20 protein-coding genes are annotated in these 18,901 nt (G+C 59.6%); 4 read left to right on the top strand and 16 right to left on the bottom strand.

Features of this window, described 5'->3' with window-relative positions; all coding sequences use genetic code 11:
* Nucleotides 1–2 precede the first annotated feature (2 nt).
* Nucleotides 3–239 carry a hypothetical protein gene (locus AAEO81_RS08905; RefSeq protein WP_341962969.1) on the bottom strand — a complete coding sequence of 79 codons (237 nt, stop codon included), beginning with the start codon at nt 237–239 and terminating at the stop codon, nt 3–5.
* Between the two features lie 176 nt (nt 240–415).
* Entirely contained in the window at nt 416–706 is a 291-nt protein-coding gene (locus AAEO81_RS08900; protein ID WP_341962968.1) for a hypothetical protein, read from the bottom strand.
* A 260-nt stretch (nt 707–966) separates the two neighbouring features.
* On the opposite strand from AAEO81_RS08900, the gene AAEO81_RS08895 reads away from it, so the two are divergent.
* The 3 genes from AAEO81_RS08895 to AAEO81_RS08885 all read left to right on the top strand — a co-directional run bounded on the left by AAEO81_RS08895 (nt 967) and on the right by AAEO81_RS08885 (nt 3,256).
* Entirely contained in the window at nt 967–1,908 is a 942-nt protein-coding gene (locus AAEO81_RS08895) for a restriction endonuclease (RefSeq protein ID WP_341962967.1), read from the top strand.
* A 127-nt stretch (nt 1,909–2,035) separates the two neighbouring features.
* Nucleotides 2,036–2,260: a hypothetical protein gene (locus tag AAEO81_RS08890; protein ID WP_341962965.1), complete on the top strand. Its 225-nt coding sequence runs from the start codon at nt 2,036–2,038 to the stop codon at nt 2,258–2,260.
* A 342-nt stretch (nt 2,261–2,602) separates the two neighbouring features.
* Nucleotides 2,603–3,256 carry a polyribonucleotide nucleotidyltransferase gene (locus AAEO81_RS08885; protein WP_341962963.1) on the top strand — a complete coding sequence of 218 codons (654 nt, stop codon included), beginning with the start codon at nt 2,603–2,605 and terminating at the stop codon, nt 3,254–3,256.
* A gap of 65 nt (nt 3,257–3,321) precedes the next feature.
* Here AAEO81_RS08885 and AAEO81_RS08880 read toward each other — a convergent pair whose 3' ends face one another.
* Together AAEO81_RS08880 and AAEO81_RS08875 are read right to left on the bottom strand one after the other, a co-directional pair.
* Nucleotides 3,322–4,491, bottom strand: a complete 1,170-nt coding sequence (locus tag AAEO81_RS08880; protein WP_341962962.1) for a hypothetical protein — start codon at nt 4,489–4,491, stop codon at nt 3,322–3,324.
* 103 nt (nt 4,492–4,594) lie between these two features.
* Nucleotides 4,595–5,230 (bottom strand): LysE family translocator, encoded by a 636-nt coding sequence (locus AAEO81_RS08875; RefSeq protein WP_341962961.1) that lies wholly within the window; start codon nt 5,228–5,230, stop codon nt 4,595–4,597.
* 272 nt (nt 5,231–5,502) lie between these two features.
* Here AAEO81_RS08875 and AAEO81_RS08870 point away from each other — a divergent pair, with 272 nt between their 5' ends.
* Complete coding sequence (locus tag AAEO81_RS08870) at nt 5,503–6,576, top strand: diguanylate cyclase (RefSeq protein ID WP_341962960.1); 1,074 nt, start codon at nt 5,503–5,505, stop codon at nt 6,574–6,576.
* Nucleotide 6,577: 1 nt separating this feature from the next.
* Here the strand turns inward: AAEO81_RS08870 and AAEO81_RS08865 are convergent, their stop codons facing one another.
* The 12 genes from AAEO81_RS08865 to AAEO81_RS08810 form a co-directional block, all read right to left on the bottom strand.
* Nucleotides 6,578–6,754, bottom strand: a complete 177-nt coding sequence (locus AAEO81_RS08865; protein WP_341962958.1) for a hypothetical protein — start codon at nt 6,752–6,754, stop codon at nt 6,578–6,580.
* 29 nt (nt 6,755–6,783) lie between these two features.
* Nucleotides 6,784–7,989, bottom strand: coding sequence for an HlyD family efflux transporter periplasmic adaptor subunit (locus AAEO81_RS08860; protein WP_341962956.1), 1,206 nt, complete (start codon nt 7,987–7,989; stop codon nt 6,784–6,786).
* On the bottom strand, nt 7,982–9,400 hold the full coding sequence (locus AAEO81_RS08855; protein ID WP_341962954.1) for a TolC family protein: 1,419 nt from the start codon (nt 9,398–9,400) through the stop codon (nt 7,982–7,984). Before AAEO81_RS08855 ends, AAEO81_RS08860 begins: the two co-directional genes overlap by 8 nt.
* Nucleotides 9,401–9,552: 152 nt before the next feature.
* Nucleotides 9,553–10,272: a hypothetical protein gene (locus tag AAEO81_RS08850; RefSeq protein ID WP_341962952.1), complete on the bottom strand. Its 720-nt coding sequence runs from the start codon at nt 10,270–10,272 to the stop codon at nt 9,553–9,555.
* 58 nt (nt 10,273–10,330) lie between these two features.
* Complete coding sequence (locus AAEO81_RS08845) at nt 10,331–11,539, bottom strand: ABC transporter permease (RefSeq protein WP_341962951.1); 1,209 nt, start codon at nt 11,537–11,539, stop codon at nt 10,331–10,333.
* Nucleotides 11,526–12,152, bottom strand: a complete 627-nt coding sequence (locus AAEO81_RS08840) for an ABC transporter ATP-binding protein (protein WP_341962950.1) — start codon at nt 12,150–12,152, stop codon at nt 11,526–11,528. Before AAEO81_RS08840 ends, AAEO81_RS08845 begins: the two co-directional genes overlap by 14 nt.
* Before the next feature lie 219 nt (nt 12,153–12,371).
* A complete protein-coding gene (locus tag AAEO81_RS08835; RefSeq protein ID WP_341964502.1) occupies nt 12,372–12,620 on the bottom strand; it encodes a LuxR C-terminal-related transcriptional regulator in 249 nt (82 codons plus the stop codon).
* 447 nt (nt 12,621–13,067) lie between these two features.
* A complete protein-coding gene (locus AAEO81_RS08830) occupies nt 13,068–13,538 on the bottom strand; it encodes a VOC family protein (RefSeq protein WP_341962949.1) in 471 nt (156 codons plus the stop codon).
* Nucleotides 13,539–13,630: 92 nt separating this feature from the next.
* A complete protein-coding gene (locus AAEO81_RS08825) occupies nt 13,631–14,950 on the bottom strand; it encodes an MFS transporter (RefSeq protein ID WP_166597612.1) in 1,320 nt (439 codons plus the stop codon).
* Nucleotides 14,951–15,059: 109 nt separating this feature from the next.
* A complete protein-coding gene (locus tag AAEO81_RS08820; protein ID WP_341962948.1) occupies nt 15,060–15,827 on the bottom strand; it encodes a helix-turn-helix transcriptional regulator in 768 nt (255 codons plus the stop codon).
* Between the two features lie 73 nt (nt 15,828–15,900).
* Nucleotides 15,901–16,386, bottom strand: coding sequence for a GNAT family N-acetyltransferase (locus AAEO81_RS08815; RefSeq protein WP_341962946.1), 486 nt, complete (start codon nt 16,384–16,386; stop codon nt 15,901–15,903).
* Between the two features lie 223 nt (nt 16,387–16,609).
* Nucleotides 16,610–18,781, bottom strand: a complete 2,172-nt coding sequence (locus AAEO81_RS08810) for a TonB-dependent siderophore receptor (protein WP_341962945.1) — start codon at nt 18,779–18,781, stop codon at nt 16,610–16,612.
* Nucleotides 18,782–18,901: the final 120 nt, after the last annotated feature.

The raw sequence follows: 18,901 nt of genomic DNA, 5'->3' as shown, positions 1-18,901 counted from the left end.
ATTTAGTCCTCTTCCAGAGCGAACCGGTCGCGAGCCGAGAACAGGGACCATCCGATCATGAAGGCGATAAGAAACGACAGGGATGCTTCATTGCTTTGACTTCTGAGTTTGAACATCGCAATGCCTCCAAAGATCAGCAGCCCCAAGCCCAACCATTTTCGCCATGCACGGGGCTTGAGCGTGTAGACAAGCAGCCAGTTGATTGTCATGCCGAGGCCGAAAATCATAGGGATTGTCATCGCCCTTCCCCTTAGCACCAGTAATGAGGGGCTGGATTCTGAAGGTGCGATTCGCATTAAGGAATGCGGACTTGGCTGAAACAGACGGACCTTACTGAGGGTTCGGAGACGTCCTACGCAGTATCAGCATCCTGTGCCCCGCCCCGTCTACTTCACGGCGGCGACAACCCGAAACATCATCCCTTCGTCCGCGCTCGATACTCCTGCACCATCTCCTTCGTCACATCCTCTTTGAAGCACAACGGCGCATACCCACCCGGCCGGCTGTACGCGCTGCGCTTCCCACACCGGCTTCCATTACGGGCGGCGTTGTAGGGGCAGGGGCAGTTGCCGGAGTAGTTGGCGATGGAGTCTTCGATGAGGATTTGGGCGATCGCCGCATCGGTGAGGCGGGTTTCCTTGGCGTTAACGGTGAAGGCGCTGAGCAGTGCGAGTGCTGCGATGAAGCCGGTTCCTACCTTGGTCATGGCTATTCCTTAGCGGTGCGGATGGATTTTCCGGACAGCGTTTTACCATGACATCATTGAGCCACCACAATGCTTTTTCGCTGTAGACTGTGATTGCATTCTTACTGCTGTGGATGAGGGTTCTTACAGACGGTTCGTTGTTTTCTGAACCTAAGTTTGCAGAACGCTTATGATCGCTGCCGCCGGCGAGCCGGACTGCTACAGGTGTGTGCCGCTTGTTGACTGAATCCTCTTTGACAGATGTGTGAAAGACCACGGATATGGCCAAGAAATCTTCTCTGTTTGACGACCTTTTTGTAATCGCCAGCAAATTGCCCTGGTGGCTCAGTCTTTCGGTTGCGTTGGTGTCAGGCATTGGCCTGCACGCGGTAGCCTCGTCTGCCCCAGCGGCGTTCTCTGGCGATCCGCATCAGTTTCAGTCGCTCGTCATCGGCAACGTGACGCGGATGGCGGCGAGCATTGGCCAGTACGCGCTGCCGTTCATTTTCGGCTGCGGAACCATCGCCTCGCTCTTCCGCCGTTTCCGATCACGCACGTTGTTGAAATCCGTCACCACCCCAGGCGGCAATACGTTGCTGAGGATCAGTTGGCGCGAGTTTGAGTTGCTGGTGGGTGAGGCGTTGCGTCGTCGCGGTTTCAAGGTGCAGGACACGGGCGGGCGCGGGCCGGACGGCGGGATTGATCTGGTGGCGCGCAAGGACGGTGAAACCTATCTGGTGCAGTGCAAGCAATGGCGCGCGGTGCAGGTGGGTGTGCCGGTGGTGCGGGAGTTGTACGGGGCGATGGCGGCCGAGGGGGCTGTCGGCGGGTTCGTGGTGACGAGTGGGACGTTTACCAGGCAGGCGTGGGACTTTGCTTCAGGGCGCAATCTGCAATTGGTGGACGGGAACGTGTTGCGGCAATGGATTGTCGAGACGCGCAAGCCAAGTCCTCGGCCAACGACTGAAATGGCGCCCGAGCGTGTTGAGCCTGCGGTGGTTGAGCCGATGCAGCCAGCGGCGGTGGTTTTTGAACAAGCGCCTGAAGAGCCAGTGGCAACGCCGGTCTTGCCCAAGCCGCCCGCTTGTCCGCATTGCCGCAAACCGATGGTGATCCGCGTCGCTCGCACTGGCGCAAACGCCGGTGGTAATTTCTGGGGCTGTGGGGATTATCCGAAGTGTCGTGGCATTCGACCTATCTTTGCGCCAATGAAAAACATTTAATTCCCTGACACCCACATAACTTTTTCGCTAATCAATATTTAGCCGGGTTTCATTTGATCCTGAGGCGCTGGGTTCTTACAGTGGCCTCACCTAATCGAACTTGCACACGCAAGAAGGTTTATTTCAAATGTTCAAATCCATCGGCATTATCAGCGCACTCGCTGTGTCTTCATTGATGGCCTCCCCTGCCGTTTTCGCCGAAGAATCCCCTGCCTTCGTGGCCCGCAACGAAGCGCTGCAAGCGAACGTCGAGCAGCATGAAGAAGCCTTGGCCGCGAAGGCCAAAGCGCAGGACAAGACTCAGCAAGCCTCAACCTATGACCCTCAAGTGGAGAACGCTAAACACACCTGACCTGTACGCCGTTTCTGTTCTGTCTTTTTCTGTGTTGTGTTTCTGTTGTTGCAACTCTCCGCGTCGTTGCTCCCGACGTGGGGCCCCAAAGCTCCAAACTTCAGCCGCTTGCCCTAGCGGCTTTTTTTCGGCCTTAAAAGTGACGACCGTAATAACGCTGAAATAACGCGCGTGTTTTGTTTAATGAAAACAGTCTTGATGCCATGGGGCGCTGTTAGATCTTTTCACGGGCAAAGCGCGGTCCTACGGTCATCGGTATGAGCGAACGCACTTCTATCCATCGCTTGCAGCCGTCAGGCAAAATGCGGACCTCTGTAGGAATCAACCTTTGATGAGGTAGGAATGCGCTTGCTCACCCTGAAATCAGCTTTGATCTGCACCACGCTTTTGCTTGGCCTGAGCGTGGCGGGTGCACAGGCTGCCACTGACATCAAGCACCCTGCCAAGTCGTCCAAGACCACTCACTCGTCTAAATCCTCGAAGGCGTCGAAAACTTCCAAGACCGCGCCTGCCAAACCCACGGGGCAGAAGGTCTCGATGCTCGGCGGCAAGTTCGTGTTTTATCTGCCCAAGGACTACGTCAAAGGGCCGATGGAAGAGATCGATGACAAGGCCAAGGCGGCTGGAGTTACCGGCTCGCTGTACATGAACAAGCCCGCCAAGCGCGTGGTGATCATCACGGAGACGCCGCTGCCCGACGGCAAGACAGTGCCGTCAAACGATACGGAAACCCTGGACGACATCATCGCGGAAACCCTCGTTCAGCAGCAGTCCAGCTACAAGGACTTCAGCAAGCTGGGCGAGAAGAAGGTCGTCAGAAAAGGCCTCGGGCTGCGTCAGCTGGACATCTCCGGCAGCGTCGACGGCGGCAAGGTGCTGAGCACCACCGTCGCCGCGGCTTCCGGTAACCGCACAGCGATGGTCAACGTGATCTCGCTGGCCAAGGATGCCAAGGCTCACGGGGCACTGGTGAAGGGTGTGACGGGAAGCAAATGATGAGTGCTGCTTTTTGGGCAGCGATTGCTGCCTGAAAAGCAGCAGACCTGCCTTCTCATCCGAGCTTACTCTGGCAACACCACCTTCACGCCCCCCGGATGCGCCTTGAGCGCGGCGTACGGCACCACTGACCATTCCGGCCCTTCGCAGGCGCGCATGACTCGGGCGAAATAGGGGCCGACGTAGATGCCTTCCTCGGTGAAGTACCAGGACGGGAAGTCCCAGACGGATTCGTCGGTGTAGTCGCAGTCGTCGTCGGTTTCGGGGGCTTTCATGTCGTCGGGGTGGGCGGCTTTCAGTTGGCTGACGAGCCAGGGCGCGAAGGCCTTGCTGCGGTAGTCCGAGTACGTGTCGAAGCTCACGCCGCCTGCTTCATCACGTTCATAGTGGAAGGGCTTGCCTTTGCCGACCCAGAGGACATCTTCCAGCGTCAGTTCCTTTCCGGTGGTCGCGTCGAGGTTAAGGGGCGAATCGCCGAAGTCCGGGTGTGCGCCACCGCAATCGTAGGAGGTGGAGATGTTGAGGCTGACGATGCCCGACGTCATCAGTTCCGGGGTGACGGACTGGTCGAACTCACCTTCTGTGCGGCTGCCACCGAGCATGCACTGGTGGTAGCTGACGACTTCATTCCACAGCCGCGAGCGCAGTTGTCGGTTGATTTTCTCGGCCTGTTCGGGGGCGTAACCGGAAGTGATTTCGAACAGGGTGATGCCTGATTCGGGCTCGACCCACCATTGCAGGTCGTGGCCCATGAAGGTCTCTTTTTTATCGGCCTTGAGTTTCAACTGGCTGAGGCGCAGGTAGTCGTAAGGAGAGTCCCGATAGATGCCTTGCCAGCCGGGCTCGGCGGTGGCATCAGGCGCGGCGACCTTCTTTTCGCTCAATTGCACCTTGTAGGATTTGCCCTTGGAACTGCTCCACTCCCCTGCCCAACCGGCGTCTGAGGATTTATGCAGATGCAGGGTGGGCAAGTCGGGGTTGTCGTCGTAGCTCAGGCCTTCGGTCAGCGTCAGATCCTGCCCGGTCTGTTTGCCGGAAAGCGCCAAATCCTTGTGGTACTTCTCATAGAAGTAGCGCCCGCTGATGTCGTCGGGCTTGGTCAAATCCAGCTCTACCACGATGGGCGATTTACCGAGGGTGCCGGTGAAGACGTGCAGGGCATCAGCGGCATGAGCGAGCGGTGTCATCAACGCGGCGAGGTACGTCATCTGAAGGAGAAAGCGTTTCAGGGGCATCAGCCGATCCTTTGAAATGATGCGAATTCGGCGGCTAATCTGGCCGTTGGCGGCGCATCTGACAAGGGACCGGAGAACGTTTTTTTCCGAAGATGTAAACCCGTCACTTTCTGCTGTCGACCGCCATGCGCACCGCGAAGCCGAACAGCACCGTGCCCATCAACCAGCGCTGCACGTTAGCCCACGTGGGTTTGGTCGCCAGAAACACCGCAATCGACCCTGCCGCCATGGCGACCATCGCATTGACCGTGAGGCTGACGCCGATCTGCGCGCTGCCCAATATCAGGGATTGGCTGAGCACGCTGTTGCCCGCTCCGACGGTGATGAATTGCGGCAGCAGCGAGAGGTAGAGCACGGCGACTTTGGGGTTAAACAGGTTGGTGAGCAGCCCCATCAGAAACAGCTGTTTATTGCTGTCCTGCGGCAAAGACTTGACCTGAAACGGCGAACGGCCGCCCGGTTTGACCGCTTGCCAGGCGAGGTACAGCAGGTACAGCGCGCCCGCGATGCGCAAGGTGTCGTAGGCGTAGGGCACCGCCATGACCAGCCCGGTGATGCCAAATGCTGCGCACAGCATGTAGAAGATGAAACCGATGCCAACGCCGCCGAGGGAAATCAGTCCTGCCTTGCGACCCTGTGAGATCGATCGCGAGATCACGTAGATCATGTTCGGTCCCGGCGTCAGAACCATGCCCAGAGAGATGAGAGAAAAGGCGATGAGGTTCGAGAGTTCTGGCATGAGCGCTGTCCAGCCATTGTAGGAAATGACCCGCTCGAAGGCAGTCGAGTGGGGTTGTGGGCATTCCACGCCAATCCCCGAAGAGCGTCTATAGACAGATTCGGGGAAAAAGCACCCGGACAGATGCCAGGCTTAACGACAGCCGGTGGTGATTATTCGACCAGTAGTGGCAAATTGCTCTTCCCACCCTCAGGGAAGGGGGTGACACTCAGAGTCGTTCGTCGTGGCCGATGTTTCAGTCGGGATGCTGCGTCACTACCCGGTGAAGAGCTATGAACACCTCAGTCCGTAAAGGTCTCTCGTTTGCCCGGCGCATGCATGTGCCGCGCAGCGTGGGGATGGGCATCGGCTTTTTTGCCGTTGCCGCCGCGCTATACCCGTCACACCCGCCGATTTGGGTCTGGGTGGTGATGGTCTTGCATGGCTATGGATGGCCCCACTTGGCGTATCTTCTGGCCAAGTTATCGAAACAGCCCTACAAGGCCGAACGCCGAAATCTGATGTACGACTCGCTGGCCGGCGGGTTCTGGGCCGGCGCGATGGGGCTTAGCCCTCTGGCCAGCGTGACCGCGTTGTCGATGATGGCGATGAATAACATCGCTGCGGGCGGACCACGGCTGTTTCTGTTGGGCAGTGTGGCTCAAGTGGTCGGCGGGTTGGTGGCTTATGGCATTTTCGTTCCGGAACTGTTTCCTGACATTAGCCAGATCCAGATCTACGCCTGTCTGCCGATGTTGGTGATCTACCCAATGGCGATTGGCCTGGTGTGCTATCGGGTCGCGGTGAAGCTGTCGAAAAGCAAGAAGGCGCTGGAAAAACTCAGCACCACTGACAGCCTGACCGGCCTGATGAACCACGGTGCCTGGAAAGACCTGCTGCGGGTCGAGTTCAGCAATTGCCAGACAATCAAGCGTCAGAACAGCGTGGCGCTGATCGACATCGATCACTTCAAGACCATCAACGACACCTACGGTCATATCATCGGCGACAACGTGCTCAAGCAATTGAGTGGTGCCTTGACCGCGAGCCTTCGGGAAACGGATCTGGCCGGTCGCTACGGCGGCGATGAATTCTGCGTGATCCTGCCCGATACGACGCTCGCGCAAGCCAACGACATCCTCGAACGCCTGCGCCGAACGGTGCACGACCACGCCCACACCGCCCTTCCTGACCTGCGGCTAAGCCTGAGCATCGGCATCGCGGCCTACGGCCCACACCTCACCGACGCGGGTATGTGGCTGCATGAAGCGGACATGGCGTTATACGCCGCGAAAAGCACCGGGCGAAACCGAGTCAATTCGGCGCCGCCCGGGATGAGAGCGTGTGGGTCATTGGCGTTTGAGTGAGTCAGCGGCGAAGCCGGGCGATGGTTTGGAAGAGTGTGGGGATGGCGTTTTGCTGGAGGTACTTGTGGATGGCTTGGCGCAACGTCAGCGCTTGTTCAAATTCGGGCAAAGGGTTCGCAGCCGTTGCGTCTGGACCATCTGCTGTTTTGTCAGGCTTATCGCCTTTGGGAAATATCATGTGCTCATAGACTTCCTTCGAGACATGTCTCACAAAGTTATTTTTCCCAAGGTGACGGGGCGCATTGATTCCGGGGCATCGAGCGCCGCCCGATGAATAACGAAATGTTCGCCCTGCTTTTCACCCACGGCATCGGTGGGCAGGACGACGGCGTCGGGGTGGCGGGCGATGAGGATCGACAGCCGTGCGCTCATGCCCAAACGCAGCCGTTGACGGCTGTCCCGATCAAGCGGTGGCAGGCTTACGGTGACGTGGTAGGAAGCGCCGTTGCCGCGCATGTCGGACTCAATCGCCTGAGCGCCTACAGCGGTGATCGTGCCGTGCAACACGTCGTTGAAGCCGTCACCGCTGACCTCGGCGGGCATGCCTTCATGCAACTGGTTGATGTCGACCTCGTCCACCCTCGCCTGCACCTTCAAACGTTCGACGCTGGCCAGACCGAACAACGCCTGCCCCTGGCTCACCCGCGCGCCCACGGCGATGGGTCGGTCGTTCAAGGTAGACGGGCCGTCCGGCAGACGCAGGACGATGCCGGAGAAAGGGGCCCTGATCTCGCCGCGCTGTTCGAGTGCGAGCAATGCGTCATGCCGGGCACGCGCACTGGCGAGCTGCATGTCCGCGATTTGTCGATGCTCTCCCTTCCCTCGCTTGCTGACCTGAGCCAGCTCAGCTTGAGCCGCCGAGACATCCAGCGATTGCGTGCGCAGTTGCTGCGTCAGGCTGTCGACCTCCATGCGCGGCACAATGCCCTGTTCCAGCAAGGCCTGCGTCTCTGCGAGTTTGCGTCGGGTATCCGCCAGCCCCAACTGACCACTGCTTAGCGCCCGGCGTGCCCTGGCCATTTCGTCGCCGTCAGCCCAGCTCTCAAACACCTGCACGGCGCTTTCGGCCTTGAGACGTTCGGCCAAGGCTTCCCGAATCTGCAGGTGCAACAGGTCGGGGCTGATCCTGAGCAACAACTGGTCTTGAGCGACGCGTTGATCGATGGCGAACATGTGCGCTTCGATATGGCCCTCGAAGGGCGCGATCAACGTCATGGCCTCTCCGGGCACGATACGTCCGACCAGACCGATGCGATGCTCCAGCGGAGTCGGCGTGACCTGTACCCAGCGCTCCGTTGGCGCTGGCTCATCCTGCCTGCTCCCATAAAAGCCCGCACTTGCGATCAGCAGCGCCATTACGCCCGCCATACCCGCCTTCAGAGCAGCGGGTTTGAGTTTCAATACGTCAGTCATTGAGCGCGATCTCCCAGCTGTCCAGGGTCATGCCCAAGCGTTCATCCAGTCGGGTCTGTGCATTGAGGTAGGCGATCAGCGCATTGAGCACGGCATTCTCGGCGCGACGCAGGTCCTCCTCGAAACTCAAGACCTGAAAGGTGCTGGTGCGCCCGACGTGCAACCTTCGCCTTTCCACAGCCAGTTTTTGCTCGGACAAGCTGCGACTGCGAAGGGCAATTTCGTATTGCCGCCAATGGGTCTGCATCGTACGAATGGCATCCGTGACTTCCTGCTCCAGCGACTGTCGGGCTTCAGCCTGTTGCAGCGCCTGGGTGTCGACGGCGACCTGGGCGTGAACCCGTCGCTGGCGTTGCGCAGGGTCGCCAATCGGAATGTCCAGTTGCACGCCTGCGTAGGCACTCCATCGCCTATCCTGGCCTTGCTGTGCATTCGACGAATTACGCTGGCGATCCTCGGCGGCTCCGGCGACCAGAGACAGGTCCCACTGTTGATGATTTTTGGCGATCAACAGGTCGATATCGGCCAGCTCCTCTGCAATGCGCTGTCGCAGGTAGGCGGGCTGACGTTGTCGGGCAATGCTCAAGGCGTGCTCGGGATCGATGTCGATACGCTCGGCGCTCAGATCATCACTGGCGTGCAGCGGTGTGGTGAGGTCCAGCGCCAACAATTTCAGCAGCGCCCGACGGCTCGCCTGCAGGTGATGCGAGGCCTGTTCCGCATTGAGTTCCTGATAGGCCAGATCCGCCTCATTTTGCAGACGATCCACCTGCGCCATGCGCCCGGACGCAATCAACGCTTCGTTGACTCGCATCTGCTCGCGCGACCGCTCCAGCGCACGAGCCACAATCCGCAGCTGCTCTTGCGCCTTGAGCAGCTCGCGGTAGGCAGACACGATTTGAGTCACGCTTTGCGCCACTGACGCTTCCAACCCGAGCCGACGGCTGCGTTCGTTCAACCGCGCGCGCTGGCGTGGAGCGGTGACGACGTCCCGCCCCGCGTTCTTCAGTAGCGGCTGCACAACTTCGATGCCCAGGCCCCGCTGTTGCTGGCGGCCTGCGCGATCAGTCCGATCGACCCGTTGCGCCCAGGACAGGCTGAAGCGGGTTCCCCATTCCGTGTTGAGCGAGGCTTTCGGCGTCACGCCGACTTCCTGTCTGCGATCCTCCGAATCACGGCGTGCAAGCTGCCGAGCGCTTAAATGAAAGCGCGGAGAGAAAAAAGCCTCCGCCACCTGCACGTCGAACTTCTGCGCCACCCGCTGCAAGTAGGAGCGGCGAATGTCCCGGTTGGTGCGCAGTCCCAGTGCCACTGCGTCAGCCAGGCTCAATTGCAGGCTGCTGACAGTGCCTTGCGACAAGGCCCATTGGCCGCCCTTCGTGGCAGACACGGGCATACTCGGCGCAGACATCGGGGGTTCCGGGCCCACCTCACTTCGCGCCTGATCAATCGACAGGACGCTGAACACCATCATCAATGGCCGCGCATACCCCATCAGGCGGACAGGCCGGATACACCGGGCTGTCCGGCTTGGGACCGGGCAACGGTCCCAAGCGAGGTGTTTCACAGCGATGAACCCGCCGGTGGCTGAACGCGCTCCAACAGTTCGGCGGCGGACATCGTCCCGAGCAAGGTCAGGATCTCGTCCTCCATCTTGAGCGGCCCATACAGGGCTTCCTCACGGTCCAGATGACCTTGCTGAACGCTGCGATAACCCTCGGGATAGATGCTCTTCTCGATGGGCAACAGCCGGTCGTAATGCTCCAGCAAACCCCGGAAAACGATGCGTCTCTCCACCACACCCCGAGTGGTGGCGATCAATTTGATGAAGATGTCTGCGTCACTCTGGCGTACGGCCTGATAAGCGGCGTAACGCTCGACCAGCGTGTAAACCCCGGAGTCGTCGAACACCACACCGCACAGCGCTTCACGCCTCAGGCCCGCGAACGGATTGATCGCCGCCGTACGGCGATGGCTCTGGGCCAATGCAAATGCCACAGCCTGCTCGGCCTGCTGCAAGCGTTCCGGCGTCGTGAGCTTCTTGAGGTCTTCCAGGGCAGGCGCCTGTCGCCCCAGTTGCTCGATTTCCTCTTCAAAGGTCGCGAACACGCCACGGGGGCCGAGCCATTGTCGGTGCATCGTGTGCAGGTCCTCCTTGCTGTACACAGCCTGTTTGTGAACCATTTCATGAAAGCGGTCCATTTCCAGATCGTCGCCGTGGTCGGTGATGCCTGGACGCTCCGCGGTTGCAGGGCTGTGGTCGCTTGAATTGCAGTCAGTCATTGAGGCATTCCTTTTTGTTGTTGAGTCGAGAATCTGTTCAGTTCGTACGGCAGGTGGATCAGTCATCCCTGAGCGCTACAGCGGGTGAGAGTCGTGCGGCCAGTGCCGCCGGGTAGCAGCCGAAAAACAGACCGGTCATCAGTGAACTGCCGACCCCGAGCAGTAGCGCGTCGAATGACAGGTTCAATGGCCAGCCGTTGAGTTGCGTGAATAACCAGGCGATGCCACAGCCGAACGCTGCCCCGAGCAGAGCGCCTATCACCGACAGGTGCGCAGCTTCGATCAGGAACAGTGACCTGATGTCCCGAGGCCGGGCGCCAAGCGCCATGCGCACGCCAATCTCACGACGGCGTTCACGCACGCTCATGAGCATGACGTTCATGACGCCTACCCCTGCCACCAACAGGGAAATCCCGCCGAGCCCCGCGAGCAGCCAGGCGAAGATGTCGGCCTGACGCTTGAGGCCATCAAGCAGTTGGCGAGGGATCTGTACGTTCACCTCATGCCCCCGCAGTCGCTCCTGCAACTGTCGCTGGAGCGATTGGGCGGCTACGGACGCGTCCACGTTCGGCTGCACCTTGGCGATCACATGTCCCAAGCGGATGGATGAGGACAGTCGGGCCATGCTGTGTGCGGGTATGAAAACTGCCGAATCGACGGGCACCGGAAGCAGCGGGTTATGAGGCTGAGGCCTCAGAATGCCGATGATCTGAAATTGATAATCGCCAAGACCGAGCAAGTCTCCGGGCTGTAGCGGACGCGTTTCGATGCCCAATGCGCTGGCAGCTTCGTCGCCGATCACCGCGAACAGCCCGTTGCGATCCAGCCGCGAAATGAACCGCCCCGAAGCCAACTCAAGCCCCATGACGGGCATCAGCGCAGCAGAGGTTCCGATCACCGTGGCATCAAGTTCGGCACCGCCCGCCCTGACCTTGACGGCGTATTGGCTGACAGGCGCCAGCTGCATCAGCTCAGGCATCGCGAAGTGAACGGATCGAGTGTCCAAGGTGCCCGGCATTGGCGTTCTGCGCGAATCGAACCCCGGAAAACTCACAACCAGAACGTCCGTGCCCAGCCCCTTGAAGGTCGCCATCGCGTCGTCCGATGCACTGCGACCGATGTTGAGCAGCGCGACGATCGATGCGCTCCCCACCGCGATGCCCAGCAATCCCAGCCAGGAGCGCTGCCCCATCGCCAGCAGGTTGTGCACAGACTCGGCAACCTGCATGGCCCAAGGACCGAGTGCCAGCGCGTCAGACCGCGACATGCCCGACACGCTCATACACGCGACCTTGAGCCACTTCGACCTTGCGCTCGAAGCGTGCGGCCAGGTTCGCGTCGTGAGTCACCATGACCAACGTCGCGCCTTGCTCACGGTTGAGCGCGAGGAACAGCTCCAGGATTTCGTTGGCACAACAGGGGTCGAGATTGCCGGTGGGCTCGTCCGCCAGAATCAGCGATGGCTGCCCCACCAGAGCTCTGGCAATCGCCACCCGCTGGCGTTGCCCTCCGGAAAGGTCCGCAGGCCGATGCTCCGCCCGGTCGGCAAGCCCCACAGCCTGCAATTGTGCCAACGCCAACGCACGTGCCGACTTTCGACGCACATTTCGATACGCCAGTGGCAGTGCGACATTGTCCAACGCACTCAAGCGCGGCAACAGGTTGAAGGCCTGAAAAATGAAACCTATATGCCGGTTTCGCCAGGCAGCCAGATCATTGGCGGAAGCGGCCACGATGTCGTTTCCGACAAATCGTGCACTTCCCCGAATGGGACGTTCCAGCAAACCCAGGATATTCAGCAGTGTGCTTTTGCCAGACCCGGACGCACCGACTATCGCACAGGTGTCGCCGTGATCTAGCGTGAAATCGATAGTATCCAATGCGCATAGCGTCGCATTCCCCCGAACATACTGTTGGCTAACGCTGTGCAATTCAAAAAGACGTGATGGACAGGCTTCCAATTCATAACTCATGAAGTTTCCCTGTCATTGCCCTACACCGTGCGCATTTATTATTTTATGAATGCCACATAAGCGTCTTCCGGTAATACCAACGCCTGTTAACGCCACCCAAGATACTTCCTATTATGCGCATTTGATTCACCGAAACAATCCGTCAAATGTAGGGGGTACTTGTGTTTTTCGTTTCCGTGGAACCACCACATGCAGCGCCATGAGTTGGGTACGGTTCTTCACATCATTCTTTTTCAGCAGTGCCGAAACATGATCACGGGCCGTGTAATCACTGATGCCCAATCGTTGAGCGATGTCCTTGTTGGTGTAGCCCAACAGCACCAGCTGCAAGACCTCGTACTCCCGTGGCGTCGCCCGGTTCGCTCGTTTTCGCATAGGCTCTCCCTCTTGCATCGACTTGATGTCGCTTTTCGTGGATGCCTTCCCTGGCACTAAACTTCCCATCGGCGTCGACGGGCGTTTATTGAGCGTTAATTTGTCTTTTTTACACTTGAATTGAATATTCGGCATGAAGGTTATAATTTGCACCGCAAAAGGTAATTAATCCTACACTCCCTGAAGACAAATCCTTGATTTGGTCTTACAAAGGCACGCAACAGGCACAGTTCGGCTCATACGCAAACAAGGTTGCATATGAGGAGTGCGAGTCAGAGGTATAGACAGCGACAATAAACGGAACAATTCTCAAATACAATCACCCGTTACAAATCATGTGACGGCGCGAGGCTTGACTTGGGGTGAGACATTCATAAAACGAAGGGCGACTTGCACTAGAGTAAGTGCAAATCGCCGACGCTAAAAAAGGAAATGGATGACAAGGAATCAGGATGATGCCTGACTGAACATCTTCATGGCCCGCTCACGGATCTCGTCGGGTGTGAGGTCTTCCTTGTGGGTGCCGATGAACCAGAGATGGCCAAACGGGTCGCGAACGCTGCCGCTGCGATCGCCATAGAACATGTCTTGAACATCGGTGACGATTGTCGCCCCGGCGTCCACGGCACGTTTGAACTGTTCGTCGACATCGGGCACGTAAAGGTGCATGGCGAAGGATGTTTTGCCGTGAGGATCAGCGCTGGTGAAGCCACCCTGATCACAAGGGTCGGCAAGCATCAGGCGTGAGTCGCCGATCTGCAATTCAGCGTGGCCGACACGGCCGTCCGGGCTGTCGAGTCGAAACATCTCGTTAGCGCCAAATGCGTTTTTATAGAACTCGATGGCTTCGGCGGCAGGTGAAACGCCCAGGTACACGGTCAGGCTGTGCTGACCGTCGGGGATAGGTTTGACGCTCATGACGGTTCTCCTTGACTGTTCTGTGAGTCATTCGGATAGCGGTCAGGCAAGCGTAGTCCTGACCGGGGCGTCGCTCAACGACGCCCCGTCAGTCAGTGGCCGCAGCGTGCAGGCAGTGCGTCATCCACTTGCATGCCCTTGCGCATGCCGAAGAACATGGCGGTCAGCAAGCCCACGGCGCCCATGATCGCGCAGTAGCCGACGCACACCCATGGGCTCCACGGCATCAAGGCGATCAGCGCCAGCGGCGTGGTGCTGGCCCATAACGCGTAGCTGATGTTGTAGGTCAGCGAGATGCCGGACACGCGAATGTTCGCGGGGAACAGTCCGACCATGACCGACGGCACCACGCCGACGATTCCGCACGCCAGGCCCGCGACTGCATAGGCCAGGCTTATCGGCAGCCACTGGATCACCAGACTGGCATACAGCAGGCCCACGCCCACCGGCAGCAGCAGGCTGTAAAGGACCACGCCGCGCCAGGCGCCGATGCGGTCCACTAGCATGCCAGCGAGCACGCAACCGATGTTGAGGAAGACAATACCGACGCTGCTCAGCGCGAAGGTGTCGCTGGGGCTCATGCCGAAGCGTTGTTGCATCACGGTCGGGGTGATCACCACCAGGGTCACGACTGCGGAGGTCAGCACACAGGTCAGCAGTGCAGCAGGCAACAGCGATTGGCGGTGCTCCCGCACCACGGCGCGCAGGGGCAGTTCGGTCATGCCTTGACGCTGGGCATGCAAGGCCATGAACACCGGCGTTTCGCTCAGCCAACGACGCAGCCACACGCCGATTACCCCGAACACGCCGCCCAGCAGAAACGGGATGCGCCAGGCGAAGTCGAGGATTTCTGCATGGCTGAACACCTTGGCCAGCCACGTCGCGGTCAAAGCACCGATCAAGTAGCCAAACGTCAAACCGGCCTGCAACACGCCCAAGGCGTAACCGCGATGGCCTTTGGGTGCATGTTCGGCGACGAATACCCAGGCGCTCGGCACCTCACCGCCCACTGCCGCCCCTTGCAAGATACGCAGGCCCAGCAGAATCAACGGCGCCCAATAGCCGATGTCGGCATAGGTCGGCATCACGCCGATCAGGAGGCATGGCAGGGCCATCATCATGATACTCAGGCTGAAGACGCGCTTGCGCCCCAGCTTGTCAGCGAAGTGCGCCATCAGAATGCCGCCCAACGGACGGGCCAGGTAGCCGGTGACAAAGATTCCAAAACTCTGCAACAGCCGCAGCCACTCGGGCATTTCCGGCGGAAAGAACAACTGACTGAGGGTCAGCGCAAAGAACACGAAGATGATGAAATCATAGATTTCCAGCGCCCCGCCCAGTGCCGCCAAGCCCAGGGTCTTATAGTCGCCCCGGCTGATCGGTTGTGGACGTGGTCGAAGAATGGCTGTCATGAGAGACCCCATTTGGCAGTTAAAACGGCAGTTAGGTGCGACAAAGGCGCGCAGGATAACAAAGCTGACGGGTTGAGGGCGGCTCACAGACCACCGGCGTTACGTCACATCACAGGGCATACACGCCGGGCGTCATGCCGAACTGCGCACTGAACGCGCTGATGAAGGTGCTGACGCTGTCGTAACCGAGCCGTTGGGCCACACGATTGACGCTGTCGCCCTCGGCCAGCAATTCAAGCGCTCGCTTCATCCGCGCGACAATGCGCCATTGCATCAGCGACATCCCGGTTTCAGCACGAAAGTGTCGGGTCAATCCGCGACGGGACATGCCGACCCGCCGCGCCCAGTCGTCGAGGCTGGTCTTGTTGGCGGGATCGGCGACGATGGTCAGGGTCATGCCGACCAGGTGTGGACTGCTGGGCATCGGCAGAAACAACGTGTTGGCGGGGGACACCTTCAACTCGTCAAACAACACGTCGAGCTGCCGATGCTGCGGCGAGGTGAGCTCCCCCGAGTGATCATTCCAGCCGCCGATGCGTTCGAGCAAGGCGCTGGACAGCGACGTCATGTCGAACACCGTCGGTGTGTTAGGAAACAGCGGACACAGATCGGGTCGCAGGTAGATCATCCAGCCTTTCGTGGCCTCGTGCACACGCGTGGCGTGGGCGACACCGGGAGGAATCCAGCCAATGTGCCGCGATGGAACGACCCAACTGCCAGTGTCCAGCTCGGCCGTCATGACCCCTTGCCGGACGGCCCACAATTGACCCTCACGATACCGGTGCAACGTTTCGTCACTGCCCGCCTGCAACAGCGCCTTGGTCAGCAGTGGTCGTCCATCCTGGATGCGGCGTTGCAACGGGTACTGTGCTGGCATGGCCCGATTTCCCTGTTGAGTGGCTTGCCGACGGTAGCAAGCCAAAAGGCATGGCGCCAGTTTCAAATGTCGGTCAGTGCACCGATTCCATTGGCATCATCCGTTCCATGTAGAGGCTGCGCAACGCAATGCCGCTGGGGTGCTCGTACGCCTCATCGCGAATCGCAACGAAACCCATCGCTCGGTAGAAATCAGCGGCGTTGAGCGAAGCGTAGAGGTAGAGCCGGGTGAAGTGTTCTTCGGCGGCAATCGTCTCCAGACTGTCCATGAGGCGTTTACCGACACCTTGACCGGCGTGCGCGGGTTCGACGAACACAGCAATCACTTCGCCGCTTTGCCGGTCCAGAATGCCGTAGCCGAGCAACTGCCCGTCCTCTTGGGCGACCAGCGCGCATCGCGTGGCAAACAGCCGAAGGTACGACTCGGGGGGTGGCGACTCGCTCCATATCTCGACCTGTTCGGGCGAATAATGGCTGGCGCACAGCTGCCGAACCGCGCGAGTTCGCAGCGACCACAGCAGGGGAATGTCCGACATATTGCCGGGTTTGAGTTCGATCATGTCGCGATTCCGGAAGGAGAAAACGCACGAACGGTCGCGTTCGCGCACAGCCATTGAGCCAGAGCGACAGGATGCGCTTTTACATACGACGGTGAAAGGTCCGGGCCTCGTTTCTGGCCGCAGGCTGGCTCCCACGGCCTGCGGCCAGAATCAAACGCCTGAAGGCGTTGCCCCTTCGCTGGACGAAGACCAGACATCCCGTCGGCGGATGCTGAGAAACGGATTAAAAACTCACCGTCGCGGACAATCTCGCCGTGCGCGGTGCGCCGAGGAACAGGTAGTCGTCGCCCAGGTATTCGCCCACGTCACGCCAGTAACGTTTGTCGAACAGGTTGTCGACCGTCAGGCGAAACACCGTGTCGTAGCCATCGAGCCTGGTGCTGTAGCGGCTGCCCGCGTTGAACACGGTGTAGTCGTCGACCTTTACCGAGCCTTCGCGGTTGGCGTATTTGCGAGAGCTGTACTGCATGCCGCCCAGCAGCGCGAGGCCCGGAATCGGCAGGCTGTAGTCAGCGGACAGGCTGCCGCGGAATTTCGGCACGTTGATCGCCTGATGGTCTTCATAGGCCGTTGTGCCGCTGTCTTCCACGCGAGCCTTGATGGCGGCGGCACTCGCCGAGATTTGTAGCTGCGAGGTCAGCCAGCCGTTGGCGCTCAGCTCCAGCCCCGTGTTTTTCTGCTGGCCCTGCTGCACAAACGTCAGCGTGCCGTCGTCGTTGGGCTTCGAATACTGATAGGCCTGACGGGTCTGGAACACGGCCGCCGTGAAACTCATGCGTCGCCAGTCGTACTTGACCCCGGCTTCCAGTTGACGAGAGATCGTCGGCGCCAGAATCTCACCGATGTTGGTATCGAACACCGACGCCGTGGCGCCCAACGAAAGGCCTTTGCTGTAGCTGGTATAGAGCGAAACGTTGTCCACGGGCTTGTAGATCAGGGCGCCCTGAGGCAGAAAGATCGAACGTTGCGTGTGGCGATTGTCGCTGCCGTCTTCGTTGTAGGCTTTTTCGTCAAGGCGCACCTGACGACCGCCGATCACGGTTTGCCATTGGTCGTTGAAGCTGATGCGGTCGGTTGCGAACAGACCGTATTGACGGCTGTCCAGACGGCGTTCGGTGTGGCCCACGGGCAGGTCGGACGGGGCGAAGCTTTCCGGCGTTTCGTTGATGTTGCCGGAGCCGATGTAATTGCTGAAATACGGCCGGGTATCGACCGTGCGGCGAAACGCGCTGGTGCCGAAAGTCAGCTCATGCTTGAGCCAGCCGGTGTTGAACAGGCCCGTCAAGGCCGCTTCGACTTCATCGTTGCGGCGCGTGTCGTCGGGGCTGCGGAAGTCGTAGATGTCGTAGCCGCCGTTGGTATTGAAATGGCCGGTCACCGGTGTCGCCGAGCAATCGCTCTGGTAGTAGCAGCCATAGGCGAACGCGCTGTAATCGTCGATCACCACGCGGCTGCGCGAGGCGCTGAGACTTCCCTTCCAGTCGTCGCTGAAACGGTACTCGTAGCGACCGCTCATGTTCAGCGAGTCGATGCCCACCGGGTTCGACCCGCTTTGGTAGCCCAGCAACTTGCGCGGCGAGGCATTGTGGGGCAGCTCGGTTCCGCCGATGAGTTGATAACCCGGCACCGAGCGTTGCTCTTTGGTCTGGTACTCGACGTCCAGCTGCAAGGTCGATTGATCGTTGATGTTCCAGTCGAACGCCAGCGAGGCGAAATCCCGCTGGCCATTGGCATGTTCGACGTAGGAACGAATGTCTTCGTGAGCAACGTTGGCGCGCAGGCCGAACTGTTTTTCGCTGCCGAACCAGCCGCCGACGTCCGTGGCGATATACCGCTCGCCGTGCTCGTTGGTGGACACCGTCACCGAACGCACGTCTTCCGGGCGTTTGGTCTTGTAATTGACCACACCCGCAGGCTCCGACACGCCGCTTTGCAAGCCGGACAGCCCTCTCAGCAACTCGACCTGCTCCTTGTTTTCCAGCGCCACGTTCTGCTCGCCGGTGATGCTGCGACCGTTGATGCGGTAGCTGTTCGCCGCGTCGAGGGAGAAACCGCGCACGACGAAATTTTCGTAGTAACCGACTGGCGCGTAGCTGTCGCCCACCGACGCATCGTTGCGCAGCACATCGCTGAGCAATTTGGCCTGCTGATTCTTGAGCATCTCCTCGCTGAACACCGAAATCGACGCCGGCGTGTCGCGCAGTGGCGCTTCGTTGAAACCGCCCACCGACGTGCTGCTGGCCTGGTAGATCGACGCCTGCTCGCCTGAGACCTTCACGGCGTCGAGCGTCAGCGGCTCAGCCTCTTGTGCGGCCAGCCATGGCGAGACGAAGGCAATACTCAGCGGCAGCAGGCGGCGCGGAAAACCGGCTGCAGGTCGGCGTGGGGTGGTCATCGACAGTGAAGCTCCAGGAGGGATCGTTTCTCGGCGCACTTTTTACGTTCTGTATGGTTTTTTTACAACCTCGATACGTCTTCTTTGAACGTATGAATTCTCTCGAAACGGAGCCATCCT

The sequence above is a fragment of the Pseudomonas sp. RC10 genome (genome assembly GCF_038397775.1).
In the GTDB taxonomy this organism is placed as follows: domain Bacteria; phylum Pseudomonadota; class Gammaproteobacteria; order Pseudomonadales; family Pseudomonadaceae; genus Aquipseudomonas; species Aquipseudomonas bambusae.
This window is presented reverse-complemented; position numbering and strand designations above follow the sequence as displayed.